This window comes from Rhodococcus globerulus, assembly GCF_019334125.1.
GTDB lineage: Bacteria > Actinomycetota > Actinomycetes > Mycobacteriales > Mycobacteriaceae > Rhodococcus_F > Rhodococcus_F globerula.
On sequence record NZ_CP079698.1, the window covers coordinates 1,389,674 to 1,403,572 of the forward strand.

Annotated in this window: 12 protein-coding genes; 7 read left to right on the forward strand and 5 right to left on the reverse strand. The window is 60.8% G+C overall.

What is annotated here, in order from left to right:
- Positions 1–71 precede the first annotated feature (71 nt).
- Genes KYT97_RS06170 through KYT97_RS06180 form a run of 3 tightly spaced genes read right to left on the reverse strand, consistent with a single transcriptional unit; the run spans position 72 to position 3,240 of the window.
- Positions 72–857, reverse strand: coding sequence for an enoyl-CoA hydratase/isomerase family protein (locus KYT97_RS06170; protein ID WP_045070230.1), 786 nt, complete (start codon positions 855–857; stop codon positions 72–74).
- The gene (locus KYT97_RS06175; RefSeq protein WP_045070233.1) at positions 857–2,101 is read right to left on the reverse strand and encodes an acetyl-CoA hydrolase/transferase family protein; all 1,245 of its coding nucleotides are present in this window, start codon (positions 2,099–2,101) and stop codon (positions 857–859) included. The genes KYT97_RS06170 and KYT97_RS06175 overlap by 1 nt, the downstream gene beginning before the upstream one ends.
- Positions 2,092–3,240 carry a CaiB/BaiF CoA transferase family protein gene (locus KYT97_RS06180; RefSeq protein WP_141484438.1) on the reverse strand — a complete coding sequence of 383 codons (1,149 nt, stop codon included), beginning with the start codon at positions 3,238–3,240 and terminating at the stop codon, positions 2,092–2,094. The genes KYT97_RS06175 and KYT97_RS06180 overlap by 10 nt, the downstream gene beginning before the upstream one ends.
- Positions 3,241–3,317: 77 nt before the next feature.
- Here KYT97_RS06180 and KYT97_RS06185 point away from each other — a divergent pair, with 77 nt between their 5' ends.
- The 4 genes from KYT97_RS06185 (at position 3,318) to KYT97_RS06200 (ending at position 8,174) form a co-directional block, all read left to right on the forward strand.
- Positions 3,318–4,847: a class I adenylate-forming enzyme family protein gene (locus KYT97_RS06185; RefSeq protein WP_245006034.1), complete on the forward strand. Its 1,530-nt coding sequence runs from the start codon at positions 3,318–3,320 to the stop codon at positions 4,845–4,847.
- Positions 4,844–5,620 carry an SDR family NAD(P)-dependent oxidoreductase gene (locus tag KYT97_RS06190; protein WP_245006035.1) on the forward strand — a complete coding sequence of 259 codons (777 nt, stop codon included), beginning with the start codon at positions 4,844–4,846 and terminating at the stop codon, positions 5,618–5,620. Before KYT97_RS06185 ends, KYT97_RS06190 begins: the two co-directional genes overlap by 4 nt.
- Before the next feature lie 125 nt (positions 5,621–5,745).
- A complete protein-coding gene (locus tag KYT97_RS06195; protein ID WP_219111932.1) occupies positions 5,746–6,885 on the forward strand; it encodes an acyl-CoA dehydrogenase family protein in 1,140 nt (379 codons plus the stop codon).
- On the forward strand, positions 6,882–8,174 hold the full coding sequence (locus KYT97_RS06200) for an acyl-CoA dehydrogenase family protein (RefSeq protein WP_245006036.1): 1,293 nt from the start codon (positions 6,882–6,884) through the stop codon (positions 8,172–8,174). The genes KYT97_RS06195 and KYT97_RS06200 overlap by 4 nt, the downstream gene beginning before the upstream one ends.
- Positions 8,175–8,192: 18 nt before the next feature.
- Here the strand turns inward: KYT97_RS06200 and KYT97_RS30850 are convergent, their stop codons facing one another.
- The gene (locus tag KYT97_RS30850) at positions 8,193–8,762 is read right to left on the reverse strand and encodes a GGDEF domain-containing protein (protein ID WP_245006037.1); all 570 of its coding nucleotides are present in this window, start codon (positions 8,760–8,762) and stop codon (positions 8,193–8,195) included.
- A gap of 39 nt (positions 8,763–8,801) precedes the next feature.
- A complete protein-coding gene (locus KYT97_RS30855) occupies positions 8,802–9,593 on the reverse strand; it encodes an MASE1 domain-containing protein (protein ID WP_245006038.1) in 792 nt (263 codons plus the stop codon).
- 337 nt (positions 9,594–9,930) lie between these two features.
- On the opposite strand from KYT97_RS30855, the gene acuI reads away from it, so the two are divergent.
- Genes acuI through KYT97_RS06220 form a run of 3 tightly spaced genes read left to right on the forward strand, consistent with a single transcriptional unit; the run spans position 9,931 to position 13,859 of the window.
- Entirely contained in the window at positions 9,931–10,914 is a 984-nt protein-coding gene (gene acuI, locus KYT97_RS06210; RefSeq protein ID WP_219111933.1) for an acrylyl-CoA reductase (NADPH), read from the forward strand.
- A gap of 16 nt (positions 10,915–10,930) precedes the next feature.
- On the forward strand, positions 10,931–12,130 hold the full coding sequence (locus KYT97_RS06215) for an FAS1-like dehydratase domain-containing protein (protein ID WP_045070242.1): 1,200 nt from the start codon (positions 10,931–10,933) through the stop codon (positions 12,128–12,130).
- Positions 12,131–12,158: 28 nt separating this feature from the next.
- Positions 12,159–13,859, forward strand: coding sequence for a class I adenylate-forming enzyme family protein (locus KYT97_RS06220; protein ID WP_245006039.1), 1,701 nt, complete (start codon positions 12,159–12,161; stop codon positions 13,857–13,859).
- Positions 13,860–13,899 lie beyond the last annotated feature (40 nt).

The following is a 13,899-nucleotide window of genomic DNA, read 5'->3' on the forward strand; positions in this document are numbered from 1 at the left end:
AAGGGACATACCGGGCACAGTTCGTTCCCCCACGTTCTTGCAATGCGACGTCCACGAGTCACATGAGCCAGTCAGCGCCCCATCCACTGCGGGCGACGCTTTTCCGCAAATGCAGCCGGCCCCTCCTGTGCGTCGTCACTGTTGTAGCAGTGCTCGGATACGTGGCGTGCGGCCTTGAGTGCGGCCGAACGACCCATCTCCGTCGACAGCATCACAGTTTCTCTCGCCGCTTTGACGGAAAGAGGTGCACCGGAGAGTATTTCGGTTGCCAGGTCCAGAGCCGTCGCCATCAGATCCGCAGGCTCGGCAAGTCGGTTGACGAGACCGATCTCGTAAGCGCGCGTAGAAGATATCGGCTTACCCGTGAGCAGGATTTCCATCATGATGCGCTGCGGAATCATGTGAATCAGCGGCGACGCCCACGGCGAGCTTCTCCCCACCTTGACCTCCGTGACCGCAAATTTCGCGGTGGTGCTGGCGACACACAGGTCACAGGCCTGAGCAATCATCCAACCACCGGCGTAGGCAACGCCGTTGACCGCGGCAATGGTGGGTTTTGACAGTTCGACCGTGTCGTAGGGAAGTGCAAACATATCGCGCGGCGGTACCGCCATTGCGGTATTGACCATCTCTTTGAGATCGCCACCTGCACAAAATGTTTCGTCGCCGGAACCGGTGAGTATCGCTACCCGCAACGCTGGGTCGTATTCGAATCGGTTCCAGGCGTCGCGTAATCCCTCGCGCACGTCTCGATCGAGACAGTTTCGGGACTCCGGTCGGTTCAGCGTGATGACAGCAATGCCGTCGTCGCGCGCGTCGAACAACACGGCGTCATTCGAAAACACAGCATCACTCATCAGAATCCCCTCTGCCTGATTGCATGCGCTTCGCGCATCAACTCTTCGCGAAAATCCGGATGGGCAATATTGATCAAACGTCGCGCTCGTTCCGCGAGGTTCTGTCCTCGTAGCTCGGCTGCACCGAATTCGGTGACCACAACATCGATGTCACTACGCGCCGTCGTGACAGGCCCTGACAGGTGCGCGGTTATCCTGCTGACGGTTCCCCCCTTGGCCGTGGCGGGGAGAGCCATGATCGCGTGACCGCCCGGTGAACGCGAACCGGCCCGGACGAAGTCCACCTGACCACCCGTGCCACCGAGATACGCCGAACCGCTTTGCTCCGCATTGACTTGCCCTGTGAGATCAACTTCGAGTGCGGAATTGACTGTCACCAGTTTGTCGAGCTGAGCCAGAACTGCCGCGTCGTGTGTGTACGACGTCGCACACATGCGAATTGCCTGGTTACGGTGCGCGAACGCGTACAGTTCCTTGCTGCCGATGAGTGCGCCGGTGACGGACACTCCCGTGTCGATTCGTTTGCGTGCGTTGGTCACCGTGCCTGCTTCCACCAGATCAACGAGGCCGTCGCCCACCATTCCCGAATGAACACCCAGATCTTTCCGGTCTCGAATCAGCCGAAGCAACGCATCCGGCACGGCTCCGATCCCCACCTGGATGACCGCACCGTCCTCGATATACGCAGCGGCATGTTCGGCAATTGCATGATCGGTCGGTCCAATTGTTGCCGGCGCCAGTGTAACCGGAGGTCTGGATACTTCGATGGCGTAATCGATCTTCGCTGCCGGTAACAGTTCCCCGCAGGTGAACGGGACTTGATCGTTCACTTCCGCCACGACAACGCGCGCTTTCGCCACAGCCGCCTGAACGTAGTCACTGATCAATCCGAAGCTGTGATTGCCGTTCCCATCCGCAGCGCTTACTTGTACGAAGGCAACGTCGCACCCGATCAACCCGGCCTCGATCATCGGCGCAACTTGACTGACGTGGCACGGAATCACACTGAGCTTGTGCACTTTGGTCAACGATCGCAGCGTTCCGATCGCCCCCATACTGGAGAGCGAAAAGCTCTCACTTGCTTCGGCATTGAAGACTCCTGAGAAACTCGTTGCGACAAATGCCGATAGTCCGCCAATGTCTGCCCCTTGATCGATCAGAGCTTCGATCAACGTTGTCGGTTCGCCGCACGCCTGTCCGATGACAATACGGTCTCCCCGATTCAGGAACCGATTCAACTCCACGCTCGACCGACCTCATTCAGGACTTCCTCGGTGTGCTCACCGAGTCGAGGGGCCGGCCGGGCAATACGACCGGGCGTGCGCGAGAACCATGTCGGCGGACCAGGGAAACGCACTGAGCCGTAGGGAGTATCGACGTCTTCGAAAAAGTTGACGGCATCGAGGTGCTCGTTGTTCAACAACTCGTCCAGTGTCCTCACCGGAGCGGCCGGAATATCGTGAGATCGGAGCAGATCCAGCCATTCCTGCGTCGTGCGTTCGAGGAAGGTTTCACCCAGCAGCGCGTACACCGTGTCGATCTGACGGGCTCGTTGTTCGAGAGTCGCGAAATGTGCACCCGCCCAGGGTGGATCGACTGCGTCGACGAAAGCCGCCCATTGCTTGTCGTTGTACACCATGGCCGAGATCTCGCCGTCTTTGGTCCGGTACGGTTTCCGATTCGGTGCCACAGCACGGGGATACACCGCCGGACCCAGCGCCGGGGTGAACAGTGCCCCATTTGCATGTTCGACCAGCATGAAAGCTGCCATCGTCTCGAACATGGCAACCTCCACCTCTTGGCCTTCTCCAGTACGTTCGCGGTGAAAGAGGGCCATCGTGGTGGCGTACACGGCAGTGAGTCCCGCAACCTTGTCCGCGATAATGGTTCCGACATAACCACTCTCGCCGGTCAACTGTTCCTGCACGTGCGGTAAGCCGCATTCGGCCTGAATTGTGTCGTCGTAGGCCGTCAAATCGGCATCCGGCCCGCGACGCCCGTATCCGTAGCAGTTGGTGTAGACGATCGACGGATTGACGGCGGCCACGTCGTCGTAGCCAAAACCAAGTTTTGTGATTGCCGAGCCTCGCATGGAATGGATGAATACATCCGCATCGGCGATCAAGTCACGCAGTACACCTGCACCCTCATCGGTTCGCAGATCCAGTACCGCACTGCGCTTTCCACGATTCACGTTGACAAACACACCGCCCAATCCCGGTTCCGGACCCACCGAAATGTAGCGGGTGTTGTCGCCGGCGGGGCTTTCGATCTTGAGAACATCAGCCCCCATGTCGGCCATGATCTGCGTGCAGTAGGGACCCATCACCATCGCCGTGAGATCGACGATCCGAACCCCGGTCAACGGACCCGAGTGCTTCATCAGAATGAACCTCCACTTTTCTTCAGAACGATTCGACGCTATCAGGTGAATCTTTACAAGGATAGTGGTATTAGTGAGTGGTGAAGAAATCCAACGGGACCGCCGTCCTCGGCACGATAGCGACGGTGCTCGATGCGGCACTGGCGGCAAACCCGCAGGCCCCGGCCGTGGAAGCCGTATCTGGGATCTGGTCATATGCCGAACTCGACACACAGGCAAGGCGCTGCGCCGGAGCGCTGTGGTCACTGGGCGTGCGACCAGGCGATCGTGTCGCGGCATGCCTGCCCAACGATCTCGGCATCGTCGCGGCATTTCACGGCGCTCAGCGGATCGGTGCGATCTGGGTGGGAATCGGCGAAGCGCTGTCATCCAGTGAGCAGCAAGAATTACAAACTCTGTGCAAGCCGAGTGTTGTCCTGGCCGGACCGAACTGTCGGCTGGACCCTCTCGACTGCGTCAGCGAGGCTCAGTGGGCAGAATTGTGCGGGCGCGACGAGACCGCCCCTTCGGTCGAGTTGGATATCGACGCTCCCGCCGGAATCGCTTTCACCAGTGGCACTTCGGGTCAGCCCAAAGCTGTGGTGCACAGTCAACGAAACCTACTCCTCCCCGGCGCCGTCCTGTGCGCGACCAGAGGATGGGGGCCAGAACTACGCAAGGGCGACAGCTTCCCGCTGACCATCCTCAATCTCATGGTCTTGTCGACGCTACTTACGGCCCAGGCCGGCGGGTGCTCAGTCGTGATGAACCGGCGCGACGTCGACGGGGTTGCCGAATGGATCGCCTCGCGGCGTGTCACAGTGTGGAACGGCGCCCCCGCGCAACTGTACGACCTCGCGCGACGTCCCGACGTCAACCTCGGTTCACTCCAGGAGATCTGGTGCGGCGGCGGCGATACACCGGACGGGTTACGCCAAGCGTTCACCGACGCGCACGGCCTCGTCCCCCGCGTCACGTACGGCCTGACCGAAGCACCGACCGTCGTATCGATCGATCCTCCCGGGCGCGAATGGCACCCCGGGACCAGCGGGCAGGTACTGCCACAGTACGAGGTTGCAGCCTACAGCGAGGACGGAAGCCCGCTGCCTGCAGGAAAATTGGGCGAACTGCGCGTCAGAGCAGCGAGGTCAGGTCAATGGGCGGGCTCGTGGACGCCGATGCTCGGCCATTGGGAGCACGGCGGTGTCACTTCGACTGAACCCGGCCCTCTCGCGACTGGGGATATCGGAACTGTCGACGCCGACGGTTGGCTCACAGTCCTGGACCGCAAGAAATTGGTCATAATTCGCGGTGGTGCAAACGTCTACCCGCTCGAAGTGGAACGAGTCATCGCGACGCACCCCGATGTCGCGAAGGTCGCCGTGTACCCGGTACCCGACGACCGACTCGGTCAGCGGGTTGCCGCGATTGTCGAAAGTGTCGGACCTCCGATGGAGTTCGGCATCCTTGCCGACCTCTGCCGGAACGAGCTGTCGCCCTACAAGGTTCCGGAATTCTGGTCACAGGTCGACGCACTGCCGGTCAACGCCATGGGAAAAATCCAGCGGGCCGGACTCGCAGAACTCACCACTTCCGCCGTCAGGGCACCGCAGCGAGGTCTCCGGTGACAACACACCGCGATACCGCCGCACAGATGTTCGGCTTGGACGGCCGGGTAGCCATCGTGACGGGCGCTTCATCAGGCCTCGGCGCTGCCATAGCCGAGGCACTTGCCTCACTCGGCGCCCGAGTTGCCGTCGTCGCGCGCCGCCGCGACAAACTAGCCGAACTCGCCGAGCGGATCAACGGCACCGCCATCGAGTGCGATCTCTCCGAGGCCGGCCAGGTCGGCTCTGTTGTACCCGCCGTGGTCGAAAGCCTTGGGCCGCCCGAAATTCTGATCAACGCAGCGGGCAGCATGTTCACCTACGAACGAGCCGAATCCGAGCCACTCGATGCCGTCCGCAAGACCTTGGATCTGAATTTGATCGCTCCGTTCTTGTTGGCGCAGGCCACTTTCCCCCACATGCAGTCCATCGGCCGCGGCACTGTCGTCAACATCTCGTCCATCAGCGGCCGGGTGGGAATACCGGGCATCCCGCAGGCGTCATACGCCGCAAGTAAGGCCGGATTATCAGGACTCACCGCAGAACTCGCGATCCAGTGGGCGCGGCACTCGATCCGGGTGAACACAGTTGCTCCCGGATTCTTCCGGAGTGAAATCACTGATCAGCTGTACACCGATGACCGATCGGCGGAGTATCTGCGACGAAACACTCCACTTCCGCACGAAGGGACGCCGCACGATGTTGTCGGCTCTGTTCTCTGGCTCGCAAGTGACGCAGGAAGTTACGTCACAGGCCAGACCATAGTTGTCGATGGTGGTTGGACGGCACGCTGAGTGTTCGACACGGGTGCCGATCTCAGTTCGAGTTCGCTTTAATTTCGACATTGAAAATGCTATTCTCAGAATAGAGAGTTTCATACTCTGATTGCGATTTCTAACCGCAGGGCGAGAGGGCGAACATGTTGTTGGAGCTGACCCCGGACCAGGAATTCTTCCGGGACACCACAGCCCGGTTCCTGAACACACAGGTGCCCAGCTCAGCTGTGCGTCTTCTGCGCGACAACCCCATGGGCTTCGACTCCGAATACTGGCGGCGCGGCGCAGAACTCGGCTGGACCAGCCTCCTGGTGGACGAAAAGCACGGTGGGGGCACAATCAGCGATCGCGGACTCGTCGACCTCACACTTGTCGCGTACGAGTTCGGCCGCACCGCCGCGCCCGGCCCACTCACCCCGACCAACGTCGTTGCCGCACTTATCGACAACTACTCCAGCGAGACCACAGACCAAGTTCTTGCAGAACTACTCGCCGGAACTTCCACCGCAGCATGGTGTTTCACCCAGCCACAAGCGAACAGTCTCGTGAGCACTCCACCACTGGAGATTCGCGTCGATGGCAACGACGTAATTGTGTCCGGCACAAAACGCCCCGTCGAAGCTGCCCAGACCGCCGATGTCCTTCTCGTCACCGGCCAGAACGGCGACTCCGTCGCGCAAGTCCTGGTGCCCACCGATACTCCCGGTGTGCACGTAAAGCCGTTGCGATCAATCGATCTGACACGGCGCTACGCCGCGGTGACGTTCGACAACGTACGTCTCCCCCTGAGCGCCATGATCGGAGACACACGCGATGCGGCTCGTGACGTCGAGCGTTGTCGGCAACTCGCCATCGTGCTGGGCTGCGCCGAATCCGTCGGAGCGATGCAAGCGGCATTCGACCTCACCGTTGCGTGGGCATTCGACCGATACTCGTTCGGACGCCCCCTTGCGTCGTACCAAGAACTCAAACACCGCTTCGCAGACATGAAGACCTGGCTCGAAGCCAGCCACGGTCTCGCCGACGCGGCAGCAGCCGCAGTTGCTGCGGAAAGCCCGGACGCCGCTGAACTCACCAGCGCCGCACACGCATACATCGGCGATCGCGGCGGCGAGCTACTCCAGGATTGTGTGCAGATCCACGGCGGGATCGGCGTCACATTCGAGCACGATCTACACCTGTTCATGCGGCGGGCTGCAGCTAATCGCTCGAGCTACGGCACTCCCGCAGAGCACCGCCAATTGATCGCCGCCATCGCCGTACGTCAGGAGAGCATCCGTTGAGCACCCAGGCACCCCAGACCGTCGTCGACATGGAATCGGTCGAGCAGTTTCGCACTCGGGCACGCACCTGGATCCGAAACAACCTCGGCCCCAGCGACCCGAAGGCAAACATCGGTGTCATGCGCGCCGAAGGACCCGACGAGGACGAACTCACCGACGTCGCGGAGCAACGCGCACTTCAGCGACGACTGTTCGATGCGGGCCTTGCCGGGATCTGCTTCCCTCAGGAGTACGGCGGGCAAGGCCTCACTCATGCTCACCAGCGGGCATTGAACGAGGAACTCGCCGGTTACAAGTACGCCGAACGTCTACAGTCTCCGACCTTTGTGCCCTGCGCCGCAGTGCTTCTCGAATTCGGCACCGAGGAGCAGAAGCAACGCCACATCCCCGCCATCTTGAAGGGCGAAGAGATCTGGATGCAAATGCTCTCCGAGCCCAGTGGTGGCTCCGACGTCGCCGGCGCGGTCACCACCGCTGTTCGAGACGGCGAAGACTGGGTACTGAACGGATCGAAGATCTGGACTACCGGCGCCTGGTGGTCCGATTGGGCGCTCTGTCTTGCCAGAACCAACTGGGACGTGCCCAAGCATCGGGGGCTGAGCGTGTTCATGGTGCCGCTCGATCGCACCGGCATGGAAGTCAACCGCATCGAGTTGCTCAGTGGGTCGCGGGAATTCTGTCAAGAGTTCATGACCGACGTCAGGGTTCCGGACAGCGACCGCATCGGCGAAATCAACGACGGTTGGACCGTCGGCACACGCTGGATGTTCCACGAACGAATGCTGTCGAACTCGCCGTACGCGACCATGGCAGCCGGAAGCACGCAACGAGGAACGAAGATGCCGGAACTGCTTGCAGTCGCGCGCGATGCGGGTCGCTTGAACGACCCCGTCAGCCGTGACCTCATCGGTGAGGCCCGCATGCTGGAACTGGCCAACAACGCACTACAGCATCGGGTTGTCCAGGGCATCACCACCGGCGCAATGTCCGATCAGGCCGCGAGTATCGCCCGATTGATGGCAGGTCTGATGTCTACCCGTCTGGTGACGATCATCTACGAATTCACCGGGCCTGCCGGGGCAGCGTGGGACGACGACGACGGTACGGTCGGCGACTGCGCCACGGACTATCTCGGCCAACAGGTGTGGTGCATCGCCGGCGGGACCACCGAAATGGCCCGCAACGCCATCAGCGAGCGAGTCCTCGGTATGCCGCGTGAACGCACACACGAGCAGAACATCGCCTTCCGGGACATTCCGAAAAGCCGATCAACTTCCGGCAGCCACTAGTTTCCGGCGGTCAGGACATCAGCTTCTCGCGGTCAGGGACACGGTGCAGTTACGGTCGAACTTCTTTGCCAGATACAGCGCTTCGTCGGCGCAATCGATCATGCTGTTCACGTCCGCGTCACCGGACGGCGAACACGCCACACCGATACTGACAGTCGGGCCGAGTTCTCCGAGCGTTGTCCTCGATTGCTCCTGCTGTGCCACCCGAATTATTTCGGCTATTTGCGTTGCCTCGTCCAGATCCGTGTCGATCAACAGAACGACAAACTCCTCACCGCCCAGGCGCGCAAACAGCGCTGTGTCGTCGAGATGGCGCCGCACTTGATCCGCAAACGCAACAAGGACCGTGTCCCCGGTCCGATGGCCCAAGGTGTCGTTGACCTTCTTGAAGTGGTCCAGGTCCATCATCAGGACGCTGACCGGCAGGCCGGACTGAAGAGATCCGACGGCGCCGATGCTTTTTCGCATGAATTCGTCCCGGCGCAGCGCTCCAGTCAGGTCGTCGAGCATCACAGCTTCAGTCAGAGCAGCGAGAGCGCGTCGACGTTCATAGATCACGCAGGCAACCGCGAGGGGCGCAGTTGCCAACAGAGCCAATCCGATCCTTACGGAAACGCTGACCGCGGATTAACCTTCGACAGCTGTTCCCAAGTGCCCATCGGCTGTCAAGACCAACGTACATACGGTCGATATGGCGGTCATCAGTGACGTGACAAAGACATTGGTCAGCAGTGCGGCGGTGACAAGAGCAGGCATGGCAAACGCAATTGCACCGGCGCCGCCGATGACCCATTGGAGCAGAATGCACAACGCCAACAATGCGGCCGGAATCACGGACAGCCGAAGGATCCTGGACACGGCCTCAGGGTCTCGGTCCTCAGGTCGAAGCGACGGAAAAGTCAGTACCAGCGGAACAATCGTCATGTAGTTGACGAGGTTGCCCGAGAACCAGAGAATCCAGCCGTCCGGCCATGTGCCGCCGAAAAGTGCCACATTCGCAGCTCCTCCGACACATCCTGTCAGCGCCGCCGCGACCATGGTCGCGGATACGAAGTAACCCACCGAGCGGATACTCGAAAGCCTTCGATCTTCCGCGCAGACCCATCGAAATGCGTAGAACCCACCGACAACGCCGATGATGTTGCTTGCACCGAGCCACAAAGCTGATTCGACGGAACCGCCAGTGACCAGATCCGCGGAAATATAGGCGGTCGCCGCACAGAACCACGTCGGAACGGTTGCCGAACGGGGTGATCGAACAAGCAGACCGAGCAACAGTGCGTTTGCCGGCCAGAACACGGCGAGGGTACCGGGAAGCCGGCTGAAAGTCCCGATCAAGCACGCGACAAAAACGCAAAGACCGATAAGCAGGCTGTGGCGTAGCGCCGCAGCTGACGTCGAGTTTTCCACCGCATCCACCGCCCTACCTACCTAATCTTTGGATCAATTGTGAGAGGCGATCGGACATACAGCGGAAAACGTGCGCTGGAAACCGACGAATTGCGCTAATTATCCCTTTTAGAGCTGTCAAATCAAGGACATCCGTCAGTACATTCCGATCTGCGTAAATGTCAAGTATTGCCATCATTGATAGGATTGACGTACTGTGCGAAAAGACCTGTACGACAGCTACTGCGCAGTACAGTCCCGGCAGTTCGGCCCTGCTAACGGTGGACACCGCGATCTGCAGTGCATCACCCACGGATTTCAGGACGCGAACGCGCTCCGAACCGGTTGAGGAAGGAATTCATTTCTGATGTTTTCGGCAATAGTCATCGAGAAGAACGACACGGGACAAAGCGTCGCCTGCACCAGTCTCGACGAAGCTGAGCTACCCGACGGAAATGTCAGCATCGACGTGGACTATTCAACTCTCAATTACAAAGACGCTCTGGCCATTACCGGTTCGTCTCCAGTAGTGCGCAAGTTCCCGATGGTCCCCGGAATCGACCTCGCCGGAACAGTCACCGAGAGTTCACACGCAGACTGGGCAGCCGGCGATCGCGTCGTACTCAACGGTTGGGGCGTCGGCGAATCCCACTGGGGTGGACTCGCCCAGCGCGCGCGCCTGAACGGCGACTGGTTGATACCACTTCCCGCGGCATTCACCGCCCATGCCGCCATGGCTATCGGCACTGCGGGCTATGCCGCCAGCCTGTGCGTCGACGCTCTCGTCGACTTCGGTGTATCGCCCGACCAGGGCGAGATACTCGTGACCGGAGCATCCGGCGGAGTGGGCAGTGTCGCGATCGCCCTACTGGCAAAGGCAGGCTTCACCGTCGCTGCGTCGACCGGCAAGGTCGACGAAGCGGAATACCTCCAAAGCCTTGGCGCAACAACGGTAATCGACCGCGCCGAACTCTCCGGTGCCGGCAAGCCGATGCAGAAGGAACGCTGGGCGGGCGTCGTCGATTCGGTGGGCAGTCACACCCTCGCGAACGCGTGCGCGCAAACCCGGTACGGCGGTGCTGTCGCAGCCTGTGGCCTCGCTCAGGGGATGGATTTCCCTGGCTCGGTTGCGCCGTTCATTCTCCGCGGCGTGTCACTGCTCGGTGTCGACAGCGTGATGGCACCCAAGTCTCGTCGCCTGGCCACCTGGGATCGCCTGGCTCGTGATCTGGATGCCGAGGCACTGGAGTCAATCGCCCACGACATCGCACTGGGCGAATCGATCACTGCTGCAAGAAAACTCATGGACGGCACGGTGCGTGGACGCATCGTCGTCGACGTCAATCGATAGCCGGGAGCCAGAGACGATGAATACGAAGTTAACCGAACCGGAAACCGTCGAACTCGATCTGTCCGATGTAGACCACCGTGTAGGCCAACCTGTCGGCGGCGGGCAGCTGTGGGATCCGTGCAGCACCACCGACGTGCGGCGTTGGGTCATGGCGATGGACAACCCCAACCCGATCCACTGGGATGAGGAATTTGCCCGTGCCAGTAAGTTCGGCGGTCTGATCGCACCGCAGTCCATCGCAGTAGGTCTGGACTACGGGCACGGAGCTCAGCCGGCGTGCGTCGGACACATTCCGAACAGCCACTTGATCTTCGGCGGCGAGGAATGGTGGTTCTACGGAACGCCGGTGCGTCCCGGCGACACGTTGTTCCAAGAACGACGCTTCCACGATTACAAGGTTGCCGATACGAAGTTCGCCGGTCCCACGATGTTCTCGCGCGGCGACACGCTCCACACCAACCAGCACGGCTCCAAGGTTGCACTCGAACGGTCGACAGCCATCCGTTACCTGGCCGACGAGGCAACAAAGCGCGGCATGTACAACAACAATGTCGGGGCCGTCAAACGGTGGACCAACGCAGAACTCATCGAGGTCGAGAACCTGCGCCACGAATGGCTCATGTCCAACCGCATGGGTGTTTCACCGCGCTTCGACGAGGTCGAGATCGGCGACACACTGCAGCGACGCGTCATCGGCCCGCACAGCATCGCAAGCTTCACCACGGAGTACCGCGCATTCCTTTTCAACATCTGGGGCACCTTCCACTGGGTTGCACCCGAAGGCGTCGAAGATCCCTGGGTCTACCAGGATCCGGGCTGGGTGGAGGGCTTCGGTTACGACGAGGAAGGAGCCAAGATCGACCCGCGCAAGCGCGACGGCCTGTACGTCGGTCCGTCTCGCGGCCACATCGACAGCGACAAGGCCAGCGAAGTCGGGATGGCCCGGGCCTACGGTTACGGCGCGACGATGGGCGCCTGGTGCACCGACTTCCTCGCCAACTGGGCAGGTCACAACGGCATGGTCCGCCATACCAAGGCCGACTTCCGCACACCTGCATTCGAGGGCGACGTGACGTACTTCGACGCCGAGGTCGTTGGCAAGGAAGCTCAATCAGCCTGGGGCGTACCGCTTGTCCAGATCAAGCTGCGTCTGACCAATCAGGACGGCGACGTTCTGGTGTCCTGCACGGCCGAGGTCGAACTGCCGTTCTCCTGACTCTCCCTCGACATGAAAGAGGCAAGCCTTGACCACCGATGTGAATGCGGCACCAGCTGTTTCAATCGCGCACGGTGTACCACTGCTCGACGAACCAGGCCTCGGCGCACTGACTCTTCCCGGATTCCTCCGGGAAGTGACGCAGATGTACGGCGATCGCGAAGCTCTGGTCATGCGCTCCGACGACGGTGTCGTCCGCTGGTCCTACGCACAATTGTGGGAGCGCGCAATCGAAGTCGCCCAAGCTCTGCGGGGTGTCGGTCTGGGCAAGGACGGCCGGGTGGGCGTCTTGATGACCAACCGTCCGGAGTGGATCGCGTCGGTGTTCGGCACCGCCCTCGCCGGCGGTGTAGCGGTCACACTCAGCACGTTCTCAACAGCGGCGGAACTGGACTACCTGCTGGAGAATTCTGCAGTCTCGGTTCTGCTGTTCGAGCGCACCGTACTCGGTAAGGACCTTGCGGAGGTGCTGACCACGCTCGAACCACAGTTCGGCACTGCAGCTCCCGGCACAGTGCAGTCGCCGCGATTCCCTTTTCTTCGCCATCTGGCCATGGTCGGCGACGGAGAAGCAATCGGGGCGATCGACACGTGGGACACATTCCGCTCGCGAGGCGTCGACCAATCGAGGGGGTTGATCGAATCCATCGCGGCGGCTGTGCGCCCGAGTGATGCTGCTGTGCTGTTCTTCTCGTCAGGGACGACAAGCAAACCCAAAGGCATTCTCAGCGCACATCGTGGTGTCAGCATTCAGATGTGGCGATTTCGGCGCATGTATCGTTTCAACCCCGAGGACAACATCCGATGCTGGTCGGCCAACGGATTTTTCTGGTCAGGCAACTTTGCGATGGCGCTGGGCACGACCTTCGCGAGCGGTGGCTCATTGGTACTGCAATCGACGTTCGACGCAGCAGAGGCAATCGGGCTCATCGAGTCGGAACAAGTCAACTTTCCGTTTGCGTGGCCGCACCAATGGGCACAGTTCGAATCCGCACCCAACTGGACCGGCGCGGATTTGAGTAGCTTGTCGTACGTCGATTTCAACACACCGGTAGCCCGTCACCCCAGCGTCACGGCCACATGGTTCGAACCCGGCCATGCGTACGGAAACACCGAAACCTTCACCATTTCAACTTGTTTCCCGGCCAATACGCCGGACGACGTAACGGGCGGCAGCAGCGGTGAGCCGCTTCCCGGAACAACCGTCAAGGTTGTCGACGCGCTCACCGGCGATGTTCTCCCGATCGGCGAACGCGGCGAAATTTGTGTCAAGGGTCCGACACTGATGCTCGGGTATATCGGCACACCACTCAGCGAGACCGTCGACGCCGAAGGTTTCTTCCACACCGGCGACGGCGGATATCTCGACGATGTCGGCCGGCTGTTCTGGGAGGGCCGCCTCACCGACATCATCAAGACCGGTGGCGCAAACGTCTCACCGCTCGAAGTCGACGAGGCTCTGGTCAGCCATCCCGGCGTGAAGGTCACCCGCACTGTTGGTGTTCCGCACGAGACGCTTGGCGAGGTCGTCGTGTCCTGCATCGTTGCGCACGAGGGCACCGATCTGCATCAAGAAGAAATTCGCACTTTCCTGCGAGAACGCCTCGCCAGCTACAAGGTTCCGCGTCATGTGCTGTTTTTCGACGAGGACCAAATCGCTCTCACCGGCAGTGCAAAAATCAAATCCAGTGAAATTCGAGAGCGCGCTGCACAACTGTTGAAGGCGTGAAGGTGTACCGGCTGATCGATAGCTACCGGGTTGATCAGCC

What these genes read in the sequence shown, in the direction of transcription:
- acuI (WP_219111933.1), top strand. Translation starts at nt 9,931, where the DNA reads ATGTTTTCGGCAATAGTCATCGAGAAGAACGACACGGGACAAAGCGTC.
- KYT97_RS06170 (WP_045070230.1), bottom strand. Translation starts at nt 857, where the DNA reads ATGAGTGATGCTGTGTTTTCGAATGACGCCGTGTTGTTCGACGCGCGC.
- KYT97_RS06180 (WP_141484438.1), bottom strand. Translation starts at nt 3,240, where the DNA reads ATGAAGCACTCGGGTCCGTTGACCGGGGTTCGGATCGTCGATCTCACG.
- KYT97_RS06215 (WP_045070242.1), top strand. Translation starts at nt 10,931, where the DNA reads ATGAATACGAAGTTAACCGAACCGGAAACCGTCGAACTCGATCTGTCC.
- KYT97_RS06195 (WP_219111932.1), top strand. Translation starts at nt 5,746, where the DNA reads ATGTTGTTGGAGCTGACCCCGGACCAGGAATTCTTCCGGGACACCACA.